Here is a 13,855-nt window from a genome sequence, read left to right on the forward strand (position 1 = left end):
ATGACCCACCTCTCCAACACGCAGAAGACCTTGCTGCTGCTCGGCACTGGCGCACTGCTGGCGCTGCCGATGGTGCTGTCGCAATCGCTGATCAACGCGTCCATCCAGATGCTGATCGCGGTGCTGTTCGCGGCCTCGTTCAACCTGCTCAGCGGCCAGGGCGGCATGCTGTCGTTTGGCCATGCGGCGTACTTCGGCATTGGCAGCTTTGCCACCGTGCACGCCATGAACGCCTTTGGCGGCAACGGCCTGCTGCCCACGCCGCTGCTGCCGCTGGCCGGCGGCGCCATGGGCCTGGTCGCCGGCCTGGCCGCCGGCTGGTTCGCCACCAAGCGTACCGGCGTCTACTTCGCCATGATCACGCTGGCGCTGGCCGAACTGCTGCACTCGCTGGCGCCGCACCTGAAGGGCTGGTTCGGCGGCGAAGCGGGCCTGTCCACCATGCGCATGCCGGCGTGGGGCCTCGCCTTCGGCGACAGCAACCAGGTCTACTACCTGACACTGTTCTGGGTGCTGCTGTCGCTGGCGCTGCTGTACCTGTTCACGCTGACGCCGGTGGGCCGCCTGACCCTGGGCCTGCGGGAGAACGCCAACCGCCTGCGCTTTCTCGGCTATGACACGCACCGCCTCGGCGTGCTGGTGTTCGCCGTCTCGGCCATGTTCGCTGGCATCGCTGGCGCGCTGCAGGCACTCAACATGGAAGCGGCCAACTACGTGGTGTTCGAGTCATCCGCCTCCGCGGCGGTGGTGCTCAACAGCTATATCGGCGGCGTGAAGCTCTTCCTCGGCCCGGCGCTGGGCGCGGCGGTGATGACCTTCTTCGGCTATGCGGTATCGGACCTGACGCGCTCGTGGCTGCTGTACCAGGGCATCGTGTTCGTGCTGGTGATGATGTTCATGCCGACGGGCCTGGCCGGGCTGATCAAGTCCTTCGCCACGCACAGCAAGACCTATGGCCTGCGTGCGCTGCTGCCCATGGCGCTGGCATTTGTCGTCGGCACGTTGCTGCTCGCAGGCGGCACGGTGTTCACGGTGGAGATGCTGCAGCGCTTCTTCTCGCAAGACTACCGCTCCATGGCTGCCCTGAATGGTGGTGGCTGGCCCGCGATTGCACTGTTTGGCCGCGAATGGGATCCCATCTCGCCACTGACCTGGCTGGTGCCCGCGGCGCTGCTGGTGGCAGGCATCGCCACGGCCCGCCTGGCCAACGGCCGCTGGCTGCGCCTGAAGGACACCACCCCCGCCACCGACGCGCCCGCCACCGCGGCCACCAACGTCCGGAGGAACCCGGCATGAACACGCAAGCGATGCTCTCCCTGCGCGGACTGCGCAAATCCTTCGGCGACGTCGACATCATCCGTGGCGTGGACCTCGATCTCGTCAGTGGTGAACGCCACGCGCTGATCGGCCCGAACGGCGCCGGCAAGTCCACGCTGTTCCACCTGATCTCCGGGCGCCTGCCCCTGACCCAAGGCGAGATCATGCTCAACGGCGAGCCGATCCACGGCCTGTCGCCGCAGAGCATCAACCATCGCGGCCTGGCGCGCTCGTTCCAGATCACCAATATCTTCGCGGGCCTCACCGTTTTCGAGAACCTGCGCCTCGCCGTCATGCGGCGCCACGGCCTGCAATACACGCTGTGGAAGTTCGCCCACAAGGTGCGTGCCGTGCGCGACGAGACCCAGCACCTGCTCGAACAGGTGCGGCTGGCCGGGCGCGCACAAGCCATCGCCGGCGAGCTGTCGTATTCGGAGCAGCGCTCGCTGGAGATCGCCATGACGCTGGCCTCGGACCCGAAGGTCATCATGCTCGACGAGCCGATGGCGGGCATGTCGCAGGAGGAAACCGACTACACCGCCGGCCTGATCCGCGAGATCGCGCAGGGCCGCACGCTGCTGATCGTGGAGCACGACATGGACGTGGTGTTCTCGCTCAGCGACCGCATCAGCGTGCTGGTCTACGGCGAGATCGTCGCCACCGGCACGCCCGACGAGATCCGCAACAACGCACGCGTCAAGGAAGCCTATCTGGGCGAGGAGGTCACGGTATGAGCGCGCAGTCCGTACAAGGCGCCGATCCGCTGCTGAGCGTGCAAGGACTGCACGCGCACTACGGCAAGAGCCACATCCTGCACGGCGTGGATTTCCGCGTTGGGCGGGCCGAAGTGGTAAGCCTGCTGGGCCGCAACGGCTCGGGCCGCTCCACCACGCTCAAGGCCATCATGGGCCTGGTGCCGCCAAGCGCTGGCCACATCAGGCTGCGCGGGCGCGATCTGGCCGGCGCGCAATCGTATGCGATCTGCCGGCGCGGCATTGCCTATGTGCCGGAAGAGCGCGAGGTCTTCGCCAACCTGACCGTGGACGAAAACCTGCGCATGGGCGAGCAGCGCGCCACCGAAGGCGCGCCGCAATGGACGTTCGAGCAGATGTTCGACTACTTCCCGCGCCTGAAGGAGCGCCGCAACACCAAGGCCGGCAGCCTTTCCGGCGGCGAGCAGCAGATGCTGACCATGTGCCGCTCGCTGCTGGGCAACCCCTTGGTGATCCTGATCGACGAGCCCACCGAAGGCCTCGCGCCAAAGATCGTGACGGTGGTTGGCGAGGCCATCCAGGACATTCACCGCCGGGGCGTCTCGGTGGTGCTGGTGGAGCAAAAGCTCGCCATCGCGCTGAAGGTATCGAGCCGCGTCTGCGTGATGGGCCACGGCCGCATCGTCTTTGAAGGCACGCCCGAACAACTCACCTCCAATACCCAACTTCTGAAGGACTGGTTAGCCGTATGAGCACCTCTTTGCCTATTGGATACCCGAACGCGCAGCCGTTTGCGCGCGCCAGCTACCCCGGCCTGACCGGCAAGGTCGTGCTCAACACCGGCGGCGCCAGCGGCATCGGCCGCGCGATGGCGCATGGCTTTGCCCGGCATGGCGCACGCCTGATGCTGCTGGACCTGGATGCGCAAGGACTCGCCAGCACCAAGGCGGAACTGGAAGCGGCTTACCCGGAAGTGCAGGTCGAAATCGTGAAGGCTTCGATCACCGACCCTGAGGCCGTGGAGCAAGCTTGCGCCGCCACCGAGGCCCGCTTTGGCCGCATCGACATCCTGCTCAATAACGCCGGCATCTCGATGAACAAGCCGTCGCTGGAACTGACGCCCGACGACTGGCGCCGCGCCATCGATATCGACCTCTCTGGCGTGTTCTTCTGCACGCAAGCGGCGGCGCGCCGCATGGTGCGCCAGGGCGGCGGCGCCATCCTGAGCACCGCGTCGATGTGGGGCCTGGCCTCGTCCGCACGGCGCCTGGCGTACTGCGCCGCCAAGGCTGGCGTGGTGTCGCTGACCAAGTCGCTGGCGGCGGAATGGGCTGAGTACAACATCCGCGTGAACGCGGTCTGCCCGGGCTACACCAGCACCGCGCTGATGGAAACGCTGCTGGCCAGCAAGGCCATCGACGGCGAGGCGCTGCTGGCGCGCACGCCGCTGCGCCGCTTTGGCGCGCCGGAAGAGATGGCCGAAGTCGCCCTCTTCCTGGCCTCGGACTCGGCCGCGTTCATCACCGGCCATGCGCTGGTCTCCGATGGCGGCTGGACCGCCGACGGCTTCTGAGTACGTAGTCCTCCAACACGATTGAAAGCACCATCGAACGGTAATCAAGGATTCTCCAATGTCTGAACGTAACGCCCTGCGCCCCGCCGCCGAATGGGTGGAACTGCGCACCACCGATGAAGACTGGGCCAAGGCCGACCCGGCCCTGCTCGGCACGCTGCTGAGCCACCTGCACCTGATCCGCGGCTTCGAGGAAGCTGTGCTCGAACTCGCCGCCGAAGGCCTGGTCCACGGCCCGGCGCACTCCAGCATCGGGCAGGAAGGCGGCGCCGCCGGCTCCATCGTGCCGCTGACCGGCGCGGACCAGATCAATGGCTCGCATCGCGGGCATCACCAGTTCGTCTCCAAGGCGCTGGGCTACCTCGCGCCCAACGGCATCGACCCGCGCGCGCCGCTGCCGGCGGACGTGCAAACGCTGCTGCAACGCACGCTGGCGGAAATCCTGGGGTTGGCGCAGGGCTATTGCAAAGGCCGTGGCGGCTCCATGCACCTGCAATGGGCCGAGGCCGGCGCGCTGGGCACCAATGCCATCGTGGGCGGCGGCGTGCCGATGGCCGCGGGCGCGGCGTGGTCGCACCGGCATGCCGGCACGGATGCGGTCGCCATCACCTACTTCGGCGACGGCGCGGTCAATATCGGCTCGGTGCTGGAGACCATGAACCTGGCCGCCGCATGGAAGCTGCCGCTGTGCTTCTTTATCGAGAACAACCGCTACGCCGTCTCCACCACGGTGGAAGAGTCCACCGCCGAGCCGCGCCTGTCCGCGCGCGGCATGGGCTTCAATATCCCGAGCTGGAAGGTCGATGGCATGGACCCGCTGGCGGTGTACCTGGCCACGCAGGAAGCGCTCGCGCATATGCGCGCCGGCAAGGGCCCCACGATCATCGAAGCCGATCTGTACCGCTTCTTCCACCAGAACGGCCCCTTCCCCGGGAGCGCCTTCGGCTACCGCAGCAAGGAAGAAGAGCAGCAATGGCGCGCGCGCGACCCGCTCGAACTGATGGCGCGCCGCATGCAGGCGCGCGGCCTGATCAGCGCCGACGAGATCGCCGCGCTGCGTGAGCGCATCAAGCAAGCCATGCGCGACGCGATGGCCGCACTGACCGAAGCCGATCCGTCCGGCAAGCCGGGCAAGCGCCGCATTCGTCCCGAGCTGTGGCCGAGCCCGGACTTCCGCGACGTGGGCATCCGTGGCGACCTGAGCGAACTGGCGGGCCTGCGCTGCGAGGAGGAGGCCGGCTTCTCCGGCAAGCTGGACAAGCGCAAGTTCATCGACGTGGTGGCGGACGTCATGCAACGGCGCATGGAGACCGATCCGTCGGTGGTGGTGATGGGCGAGGACGTGCACCGCCTCAAGGGTGGCACCAACGGCGCCACGCGCGGCCTGCGCGACAACTTCCCGGACCGCGTGCTGGGCACGCCGATCAGCGAGAACGCGTTCGTGGGCCTGGGTGGCGGGCTGGCGCTGGATGGCCGCTACAAGCCGGTCGTGGAATTCATGTACCCGGACTTCATGTGGGTGGCGGCCGACCAGGTCTTCAACCAGATCGGCAAGGCGCGCCACATGTTCGGCGGCGAGAGCGACGTGCCGCTGGTGCTGCGCACCAAGGTGGCGATGGGCACGGGCTATGGCTCGCAGCACTCGATGGACCCGGCCGGCATCTTCGCCACCAACCCGGGCTGGCGCATCGTGGCGCCGTCCACGCCGTTCGACTACGTGGGCCTGATGAACACCGCGCTGGCGTGCAAGGACCCGGTGCTGGTGATCGAGCACGTGGACCTGTACAACGCCTCGGGCGTGGGCCCCGTGGATGACTTCGACTATCACCTGCCGGTGGGCAAGGCGGCGGTACGCCGCGGCGGCAGCGACGTCACTGTCATCACGTACCTGTCGATGGTCGGCCACTCGCTCGAAGCAGTGGAGCAGACCGGTATCGACGCCGAGGTGATCGACCTGCGCTGGCTGGACCGCGCCAGCATTGACTGGGACACCATCGCGCAGAGCGTAAAGAAGACCAACAACGTACTGATCGTGGAACAAGGCGCGCGGGGCACCTCCTACGGCGGATGGCTGGCCGACGAGATCCAGCGCCGCTACTTCGACTGGCTGGACCAGCCCGTGCAGCGCGTGACCGGCGCGGAGGCCGCGCCGAGCATCTCCAAGGTGCTGGAGCGCGCCGCCGCCGCCCGCACCGAGGAAGTGGCCGAGGGCCTGCGCCAGGTGATGCGCGACAAGGGCGCGGCGTGAGTCCGGATGCCCGCCTGGCCAACTAAACGAACCCAAGGAATACCAATGACACTGAACATGATTGTTCCCCTGGAGGTCGGCATCGCCGTGCGCGACCTGCCGCGCATGCGCCGCTTCTACGAGCAGGTGCTGGGCTTCGCCTTTGTCAGCGAAGTGGCCGTGCCTGCGGCAAGCGCCGTGCAGGCTGCCATGCACGCCGGCGGCTATACCGCCGTGCGCCTGCAAACCAGCTACGGAGAGCGCATCAAGCTGCTGGCCCCGGTGCAAGCGCCCGCACCTGCGGCAGCGCCCGAGTACATCCTCGACAAGGCCAACGCCACCTACCTCACGTTTATCGTGGACGACATCCAGGCCGCCGTCGACAAGCTGCTCGCGGCAGACGTGGAATTCCTGACCGGCCCGCAGCGCATCGAAGTGCGCCCCGGCACGTACCTCGCGTTCTGCCGCGACCCCGAAGGCAACGTGCTCGAGATCGTGCAGTACGCGGATATCGCGGCTTATCGCCCCGACCTGCAACAGCCGAGGACTGCCTGACATGGCCACCCTGCTACGCATGCCCGAGGTGGCGGCCAATGCCACCCAGGCCACGCTGCAAGCGTGGACCAAGAACGAAGGCGATACGATTGCCGTGGGCGACTGCATCGCCGAAATCGAAACCGACAAGGCCGTGGTCGAGCTCAATGCCGATTCGGCCGGCGTGCTCGCCCGCCGCCTGGTGGCGGCCGGCCAGGACGTGGAAGTGGGCGCGCCCATCGGCGTGCTGCTGGTCAATGGCGAAACCAGCGTGGATGTCGATGCGCTGATCGCCGCAGCCGGTGGCAGCGCGCAAGCGCCGCGGGCCGAGGCGGCATCCGCCGGCGAAGCGGTTGCTGCTGCCACGACTGCCACGCCGCAGGCCGCGCGCATCTTCGCCAGCCCGCTGGCGCGCCGCCTGGCGGCGCAGCGCGGGCTGGACCTCGCGGCATTGCGCGGCAGCGGCCCCAATGGCCGCATCGTCAAGCGCGATATCGAGCAGGCCGCCGCGGCTCCCGCCGTTGCCAGCGCACCTGCCGTTGCGCGCCCCGCCGCACCGCAAGCCCGGGCCAGCGATGCGTTCACCGAAATCCCGCACAGCAATATGCGCCGCACCATCGCGCGCCGGCTGAGCGAGAGCAAGACCACCATCCCGCATTTCTACCTCACGGCGGATTGCCGCATGGAGCAGTTGCTGGCGCTGCGCGCGCAGATCAACGCCAATGCGCCGCGCAAGATCTCGGTCAACGACTTCATCGTGCGCGCCGTGGCGGTCGCCTTGCGCGAGGTGCCGGCGGCCAACGTGGGCTGGACCGACACGGCGATGCGCCAGTATCGGCAGGCCGATATCGCGGTAGCGGTATCCACGGACGCCGGCCTGATCACCCCCATCGTGCGCGCTGCCGATACCAAGCCGCTGTCCGTCATCAGCGCCGAAATCGCCGACCTGGCCACGCGTGCGCGCGCTTCGCAACTGCGCCCCGAGGAGTACCAGGGGGGCAGCTTCAGCGTGAGCAACCTGGGCATGTTCGGCGTGTCCGAGTTCTCCGCCATCATCAATCCGCCGCAGGCCGCCATCCTTGCCGTGGGCGCCACGCAAGCGGTGCCGGTGGTGGAAGACGGCGAGCTGAAGGCCGGGCAGGTCATGCGCTGCACGCTCTCGGTAGACCACCGCGCCATCGACGGCGCACTGGCCGCGCAATGGCTGGCCGCGTTCAAGCGCCTGCTTGAAAACCCCTTGTCGATGCTGATCTAAGGACCATGACGTGGCGAACTCCTCATTTGACCTGATCGTCGTGGGCGGCGGCCCGGGCGGCTACGTGGCCGCCATCCGCGCCACACAGCTAGGCATGAAGACCGCGCTGGTCGAGAAAGCGCACCTGGGCGGGATCTGCCTGAACTGGGGCTGCATTCCCACCAAGGCGCTGTTGCGCTCCGCCGATGTGCTGCGGCTGGTCAAGGACGCAGCGGCCTACGGTGTGCATGCCGCGCCGCCTACCGCCGACCTGCCGGCCATGGTGGCCCGCTCCCGCGCGGTGGCCGCGCAACTCAACAAGGGCGTGGCCCACCTGATGAAGAAGAACGGGGTGACCGTGCTCAACGGCCACGGACGGCTGGCGGGCAGGGGCACGCTGGAAGTCACCGCAACGGATGGCACGATCAGTACCGTTTCATCCGCCCACATCCTGCTCGCCACCGGCGCACGCGCCCGCCAGCTGCCCGCGCTGCCGGCGGACGGCAAGACGGTCTGGACCTATCGCGAGGCGCTGGCGCCGCCCGTGGTGCCAAAGCGCATGCTGATCGTCGGCGCCGGTGCCATCGGCATCGAGTTCGCCAGCTTCTATCACGCGGTGGGTGTCGAGGTGACGGTAGTGGAGATGGCGGAGCGCATCCTGCCGGTGGAGGATGCCGACATTTGCGCGCAGGTGGCAAGCAGCCTGACCCGGGAAGGCATCGTGCTGCATACGGGCACCGGCATCAAGAGCGCTGAGCGCAAGGGGCAGGGCTGGTCCGTCGAGCTGCAAGGCGGCAAGTCCGGCGGCGCGAGAGTCGACGTCGACGTCGTGCTGGTGGCGGCAGGCATTGTCGGCAACGTGGAAGGCCTCGGCCTGGAGCAGACCGCCGTCAAGGTCGAGAAGACGCATATCGTGACCGACGGCTTCGGCCGCACCGATGAGCCCGGCGTGTACGCCATTGGCGACGTGGCGGGCCCGCCATGGCTGGCGCACAAGGCCAGCCACGAAGGCGTGATCTGCGTGGAGCGGATCGCCGGGCTGCATCCGCATGCGCTTGATGCCACACGTATTCCGGCCTGCACTTACAGCCATCCGCAAGTGGCGAGCGTGGGGCTCACCGAGGCACAGGCCAGGGAGCGCGGCCATCCCGTCAAGGTCGGCAAGTTTCCTTTCGTCGGCAATGGCAAGGCCATTGCCATGGGCAGCACCGCCGGCCTGGTGAAAGTGGTATTCGACGCTGGCAGCGGCGAACTGCTCGGCGCCCATATGGTGGGCGACGAGGTCACCGAGATGATCCAGGGCTACGCCATCGCGCAGACGCTGGAGACCACCGAGGCCGACCTGATGGCCGCCGTCCTGCCGCACCCGACCATGTCCGAGGCCATGCACGAAGCCGTGCTCGCGGCCTACGGGCGCGCACTGCATATCTGAACACGGGAGACAACATGTACAACTTCGATCAACGCACGCTGCTGCTGACCGGCGCCAACGGCGGCATCGGCCGTGAGACGGCCAAACTGTTCCTGGCGCACGGCGCCAACCTGGTACTGACGGATCTGGACGAAGCCGGTGTCGCCGGATTTGCCCGCGAACTGGACCCGAGCGGCGAGCGCATCGCCACGCTGCGCATGGACGCCGCCAGCCCCGACGATTGCGAGCGCGCCGTGGCGCTCGCGCAGGCGCGCTTCGGTGGCATCGATTTCCTGGTGCCGTCGGCAGGCTTGTACCAGGCCCAGCCAGTGGCCGAGATGAGCGACGCGCAATGGCGGCAGACGCTGTCGATCAATCTCGATGGCGTGTTCTATCTTGTGCGCCGCGCCATTCCCGCGCTGCGCGAGAACAGCGCCATCGTCAACCTGACGTCGGTGGCGGCACACCGGGGCGCTTACTACAATGCGCACTATTCGGCCTCCAAGGGTGGCCTGCTCAGCCTCACCCGCAGCCTGGCGCGGGAACTCGGGCCGCGCACCCGCGTCAATGCTGTATCGCCGGGCGTGATCGAAACCCCCATGACCACCGAGCTGATCCAGAAACGCGGCGCCGATTCCGTTGAGCAGACACCGCTCAAGCGCCTCGGCCAGCCGCGCGAGATCGCCACCGCCATCGGCTTCCTGTGCAGCGACGCGGCCAGCTTTGTCACCGGCGAGGTGCTGCACGTCAATGGCGGGCTATACATCGCGGGTTGAATCGCGGGTTGAATCGCGGCTTGATCATCCCTCCGGCGGCCAAACGAGATCGCCGGATCCTGCTAACCTGCCGTCAGCGGCGCTGCGCCGAATCCCCCCCACATCGCTACGGAACCGGAACCAGACCATGTTGCAACTCCAAGACCCCTCCCTGCTGCGCCAGCAGTGCTATATCGATGGCCGCTGGACCGATGCGCAGCGTCATATCGACGTGACCAATCCCGCCACCGGTGAGCGCGTCGGCCAGGTGCCGCTGCTGGGCGCCGACGAGACGCGCCAGGCCATCGAGGCCGCCAACCGCGCCCTGCCGGCCTGGCGCGCGCGTACCGCCAAGGAACGCTCCGCGCTGCTGCGCAAGTGGTTCGAACTGCTGCTGGCGAACCAGGACGACCTCGCCCGCATCATGACCGCCGAGCAAGGCAAGCCCTTTGCCGAAGCCCGCGGCGAGATCGGCTACGCGGCCTCGTTCATCGAGTGGTTCGCCGAGGAAGGCAAGCGCGTCTACGGCGAGACCATTCCCGCACCGGTCAGCAACCAGCGCATCGTCGTCACCAAGGAACCGGTAGGCGTGTGCGCGGCCATCACGCCGTGGAATTTCCCCGCGGCCATGATCACGCGCAAGGCCGGCCCGGCGCTGGCGGCAGGTTGCACGATGGTGGTCAAGCCCGCCTCGCAAACCCCGCTGACCGCGCTGGCGATGGTGGTGCTGGCGGAACGCGCCGGCATTCCCGCAGGCGTGCTGTCGGTCGTCACCGGCTCGGCTGCCGCCATCGGCGGCGAACTCAGCAGCAACCCGCTGGTGCGCAAGCTCACCTTTACCGGCTCGACGGAAGTCGGCCGTACGCTGATGGCGCAGACGGCGTCCACCATCAAGAAGGTCTCGATGGAGCTGGGCGGCAACGCGCCCTTCATCGTGTTCGAGGATGCCGACCTGGATGCCGCCGTCGAAGGCGCCATCGTGTCCAAGTACCGCAACGCGGGACAGACCTGCGTCTGCGCCAACCGCCTCTATGTGCACAGCAAGGTCTATGACGCGTTCGCCGAAAAACTGGTCGCGGCGGTACGTGCGCTGAAGGTGGGCAACGGCATGGAAGACGGCGTGCGCATCGGACCGCTGATCGACGGCAAGGCCGTGATCAAGGTCGAGGAACATATCACCGACGCGATCTCCAAGGGCGCGCGTGTGCTGCAAGGCGGCAAGCGCCACGCGCTCGGGCAATCGTTCTTCGAGCCTACCGTGCTGGCCGACGTGACGCCCGGCATGCTGGTCGCGCGTGAAGAAACCTTCGGGCCGCTCGCGCCGCTGTTCCGCTTCGAAACCGAGGACGAAGTCGTCGCCATGGCCAACGACACGGAATTCGGCCTGGCGAGCTATTTCTACGCCCGCGATCTCGGCCGCGTGTGGCGCGTTTCCGAGCGGCTGGAGTACGGCATGGTCGGCGTCAACACCGGCCTGATCTCGAACGAGGTAGCGCCCTTCGGCGGCGTCAAGCAATCGGGCGTGGGCCGCGAAGGCTCGCACTACGGCATCGAGGACTACCTGGTCATCAAGTACACGTGCATGGCCGGCATCTGAACCATCGCCATGCCCGCGGGACGGCGCTGCCGTCCCGCCTCCCACGCCCTTCTTCCTCTCCCTCTTCCACGTTACCCAGAATCCCGCAATGCAGATCGATGGCAATACCCAGCTTGTCGGCATCATCGCCGCCCCCATCGCGCACGTGCGCACGCCGCAACTCTTCAATGCCTCGGTCGGCCGCCAAGGCCTGAACGCCGTCTGTGTGCCCTTCCATGTGGATGCGGCGCAATTGCAGGCATTCCTCGCCGGCGCGCCGGCCGCGCAAAACCTGCAAGGTCTCGTCGTCACCATGCCGCACAAGGAGGCGGTGGTGGCCATCTGTGGCGAACTGACCGATGCCGCGCGCCTGCTCGGCTCCGTCAATGCGATGCGCTTTGACCGCCAGAAGGGCTTTTGGGTCGGCGGCAATTTTGATGGCGACGGCTTCGTCGCCGGCCTGCGCGAACGCGGCCACAGCCTGTCTGGCAAGCGCGTGCTGCAGCTTGGCGCCGGCGGCGCCGGCAAGTCGATGGCCTACGCCATGGCTCGTGAGAACCCGGCCGAACTGGTCATCTACAACCGCTCCGCCGACAAGGCGCAAGAGCTGGCGGCAAGCCTGAAAGCGGTGCTGCCGACCGTCTCGATTCGTGCCGGCGACCACAATCCCACCGGCTTCGACGTGGTTGTCAACGCCACCGCGCTCGGCTTGCGCGATACCGACGCCACGCCGCTCCCCACTGCGCAACTAGGCGCAGGCACGCTGGTCTGCGAGGCCGTGATCCGCGATGGCGACACCCCGCTGCTGAAAGCCGCGCGCGAACGCGGCTGCGCGGTGCATCACGGCCAATGGATGCTGTATGGACAGATCGTGGAGATCTCGCGCTTCCTGGGCGTTGCGCTGGCGCCGGAGTTTGTCGAACGGATCCTGGGGCCGGCGGACTGAGCGCGAGCACGGCGGTGCAGCGAACGCCCGCCCTCTCCCCCACCCCTCTCCCGCAAGCGGGAGAGGGGAGCAAACCGGTGGATGGCAAACGGTAGCGCGCCGGCCGATGCCGCCCCGCGCGAAAGCCCAAACGCGCGATATCCGAGGACGAAAGCAAGAGCGCTGCCGCCAGACGCCGATTCGGTGTAGCCGTGCGGAGCGCCCCCACGGGCGGGCCGCACCAACCCGCGATGCGAAGCGAGCCGTCAAGGTGTACCAGGCCGTATGGGGCGCCTTCTTTGCCTACTTTCTTGGCAAGACAAGAAAGTAGCCGCCCCGCAGGGGTGGTGAAACTGCCTTTGACTTTAGGCCTTTGACGTTGAACGGCAAGCAGTCCCAACAGCAATATCAAATTCAAATCACCCCATCCCTGCGCAATCCCCCAATCACCTCCCCCGTCACCCCCCAATCCCGCAACACCGCCTCGCTATCCGCACCAGGCTCCGCAGGCGCCTGAGGCACCCCCGCCGGCGTGCGGCTGAAACGCGGCGCCGGCGCCGGCTGCATCACCCCGTCGATCTCGATAAATGTCTCGCGCGCCCGGTTATGCGGATGTTGCGGCGCCTCGTCCCAGTCCAGGATCGGGGCAAAGCAGGCGTCGCTGCCTTCCAGCAGCTCGCACCACTGCGCGCGCGTGCGGGTGAGGAACAGCGTGGTCATGCGGGCCTTGAGCTCGGGCCAGTGGCGTTTGTCGAGCTGCTTGTCGAAGAGCGGATCGTCCAGGCCGCAGCGCTCGCGCAACAGCGCGTAGAACTGTGGCTCGATGGCCCCCACCGCGACGTACTTGCCATCCGCGCAGGCATAGGTGTCGTAGAAATGCGCCGCCCCATCGAGCAGGTTGTCGCCGCGCTGGTTGGTCCAGCGCCCGGCGGCCTTGAAGCCGTACATCATGGCCGACAGCAAGGCCGTGCCGTCGGTCATGGCGGCGTCCACCACCTGCCCCTTGCCGGAGTTGCGGGCTTCGTTGATGGCGCACATCACGCCAAACGCCAGCAGCATGCCGCCGCCGCCAAAGTCGCCAACGTAATTGAGCGGCACCACGGGCGGCTCCCCCGCCCGGCCAATGGCGTGCAGGGCACCGCCGATGGCGATGTAGTTGATATCGTGGCCGGCGGCCTGGGCCAGCGGGCCGTGCTGGCCCCAGCCGGTCATACGGCCGTACACCAGCGCCGGATTGCGCGCCAGGCAAGGCTGCGGCCCCAGGCCCAGGCGTTCCATCACGCCGGGGCGGAAGCCTTCGATCAGCACGTCGGCCTTGGCGATCAGGTCCAGCACGACCTCGGCCGCGCCGGGCTTGCGCAGGTCGATGGCCAGGGAGCGCCGGCCGCGCGCGGTCACGTCGCAGCGCGCGCGGCCTGCGCCGGTGGCCGGCGCCTCGCCGGGATTGGCCGGGCGAGGGCGGTCGATGCGAATCACTTCGGCGCCCTGGTCGGCCAGCATCATCGCGCAGAACGGCGCCGGGCCGATCCCAACCATTTCCACCACTTTCAGTCCAGCCAACGGTCCCGCCATGTCCTGTCTCCGGTTGTG

12 protein-coding genes are annotated in these 13,855 nt (G+C 67.6%); 11 read left to right on the forward strand and 1 reads right to left on the reverse strand.

The features are described from left to right. The 11 genes from AC1RQC_RS12180 (at window position 1) to AC1RQC_RS12230 (ending at window position 12,286) form a co-directional block, all read left to right on the forward strand. Window positions 1-1,296 (forward strand): branched-chain amino acid ABC transporter permease, encoded by a 1,296-nt coding sequence (locus AC1RQC_RS12180; RefSeq protein WP_492883463.1) that lies wholly within the window; start codon window positions 1-3, stop codon window positions 1,294-1,296. Continuing rightward, window positions 1,293-2,051 carry an ABC transporter ATP-binding protein gene (locus AC1RQC_RS12185; RefSeq protein ID WP_492370582.1) on the forward strand — a complete coding sequence of 253 codons (759 nt, stop codon included), beginning with the start codon at window positions 1,293-1,295 and terminating at the stop codon, window positions 2,049-2,051. The genes AC1RQC_RS12180 and AC1RQC_RS12185 overlap by 4 nt, the downstream gene beginning before the upstream one ends. Then, window positions 2,048-2,782, forward strand: coding sequence for an ABC transporter ATP-binding protein (locus AC1RQC_RS12190; RefSeq protein ID WP_492826013.1), 735 nt, complete (start codon window positions 2,048-2,050; stop codon window positions 2,780-2,782). The genes AC1RQC_RS12185 and AC1RQC_RS12190 overlap by 4 nt, the downstream gene beginning before the upstream one ends. After that, entirely contained in the window at window positions 2,779-3,603 is an 825-nt protein-coding gene (locus AC1RQC_RS12195; RefSeq protein WP_492826011.1) for an SDR family NAD(P)-dependent oxidoreductase, read from the forward strand. The genes AC1RQC_RS12190 and AC1RQC_RS12195 overlap by 4 nt, the downstream gene beginning before the upstream one ends. A 58-nt stretch (window positions 3,604-3,661) precedes the next feature. After that, window positions 3,662-5,851 (forward strand): alpha-ketoacid dehydrogenase subunit alpha/beta, encoded by a 2,190-nt coding sequence (locus AC1RQC_RS12200; RefSeq protein ID WP_492883465.1) that lies wholly within the window; start codon window positions 3,662-3,664, stop codon window positions 5,849-5,851. 45 nt (window positions 5,852-5,896) lie between these two features. Continuing rightward, window positions 5,897-6,385 (forward strand): VOC family protein, encoded by a 489-nt coding sequence (locus tag AC1RQC_RS12205; RefSeq protein ID WP_492370586.1) that lies wholly within the window; start codon window positions 5,897-5,899, stop codon window positions 6,383-6,385. A gap of 1 nt (window position 6,386) precedes the next feature. Continuing rightward, window positions 6,387-7,619: a pyruvate dehydrogenase complex dihydrolipoamide acetyltransferase gene (locus tag AC1RQC_RS12210; RefSeq protein ID WP_492370587.1), complete on the forward strand. Its 1,233-nt coding sequence runs from the start codon at window positions 6,387-6,389 to the stop codon at window positions 7,617-7,619. A 10-nt stretch (window positions 7,620-7,629) separates the two neighbouring features. Then, complete coding sequence (gene lpdA, locus AC1RQC_RS12215) at window positions 7,630-9,030, forward strand: dihydrolipoyl dehydrogenase (RefSeq protein WP_492370588.1); 1,401 nt, start codon at window positions 7,630-7,632, stop codon at window positions 9,028-9,030. A gap of 14 nt (window positions 9,031-9,044) precedes the next feature. Continuing rightward, on the forward strand, window positions 9,045-9,785 hold the full coding sequence (locus tag AC1RQC_RS12220) for an SDR family NAD(P)-dependent oxidoreductase (RefSeq protein ID WP_492370589.1): 741 nt from the start codon (window positions 9,045-9,047) through the stop codon (window positions 9,783-9,785). Window positions 9,786-9,912: 127 nt separating this feature from the next. Beyond that, window positions 9,913-11,361, forward strand: coding sequence for an NADP-dependent succinate-semialdehyde dehydrogenase (gene gabD, locus AC1RQC_RS12225; RefSeq protein ID WP_492808349.1), 1,449 nt, complete (start codon window positions 9,913-9,915; stop codon window positions 11,359-11,361). An 88-nt stretch (window positions 11,362-11,449) separates the two neighbouring features. Continuing rightward, complete coding sequence (locus AC1RQC_RS12230; RefSeq protein ID WP_492883467.1) at window positions 11,450-12,286, forward strand: shikimate dehydrogenase family protein; 837 nt, start codon at window positions 11,450-11,452, stop codon at window positions 12,284-12,286. 393 nt (window positions 12,287-12,679) lie between these two features. On the opposite strand, the gene AC1RQC_RS12235 is transcribed toward AC1RQC_RS12230, so the two are convergent. Beyond that, complete coding sequence (locus AC1RQC_RS12235; protein ID WP_492387146.1) at window positions 12,680-13,837, reverse strand: CaiB/BaiF CoA transferase family protein; 1,158 nt, start codon at window positions 13,835-13,837, stop codon at window positions 12,680-12,682. Between the last annotated feature and the right edge of the window lie 18 nt (window positions 13,838-13,855).

It is taken from the genome of Cupriavidus sp. GW822-FHT03E04 (assembly GCF_058801495.1).

Excerpts from the sequence above, each read along its gene's own strand:
- AC1RQC_RS12235 (WP_492387146.1), bottom strand. The coding sequence starts at position 13,837 with ATGGCGGGACCGTTGGCTGGACTGAAAGTGGTGGAAATGGTTGGGATC.
- AC1RQC_RS12180 (WP_492883463.1), top strand. The coding sequence starts at position 1 with ATGACCCACCTCTCCAACACGCAGAAGACCTTGCTGCTGCTCGGCACT.
- gabD (WP_492808349.1), top strand. The coding sequence starts at position 9,913 with ATGTTGCAACTCCAAGACCCCTCCCTGCTGCGCCAGCAGTGCTATATC.
- AC1RQC_RS12210 (WP_492370587.1), top strand. The coding sequence starts at position 6,387 with ATGGCCACCCTGCTACGCATGCCCGAGGTGGCGGCCAATGCCACCCAG.
- AC1RQC_RS12200 (WP_492883465.1), top strand. The coding sequence starts at position 3,662 with ATGTCTGAACGTAACGCCCTGCGCCCCGCCGCCGAATGGGTGGAACTG.
- AC1RQC_RS12185 (WP_492370582.1), top strand. The coding sequence starts at position 1,293 with ATGAACACGCAAGCGATGCTCTCCCTGCGCGGACTGCGCAAATCCTTC.
- AC1RQC_RS12205 (WP_492370586.1), top strand. The coding sequence starts at position 5,897 with ATGACACTGAACATGATTGTTCCCCTGGAGGTCGGCATCGCCGTGCGC.
- AC1RQC_RS12220 (WP_492370589.1), top strand. The coding sequence starts at position 9,045 with ATGTACAACTTCGATCAACGCACGCTGCTGCTGACCGGCGCCAACGGC.
- AC1RQC_RS12195 (WP_492826011.1), top strand. The coding sequence starts at position 2,779 with ATGAGCACCTCTTTGCCTATTGGATACCCGAACGCGCAGCCGTTTGCG.
- AC1RQC_RS12230 (WP_492883467.1), top strand. The coding sequence starts at position 11,450 with ATGCAGATCGATGGCAATACCCAGCTTGTCGGCATCATCGCCGCCCCC.
- AC1RQC_RS12190 (WP_492826013.1), top strand. The coding sequence starts at position 2,048 with ATGAGCGCGCAGTCCGTACAAGGCGCCGATCCGCTGCTGAGCGTGCAA.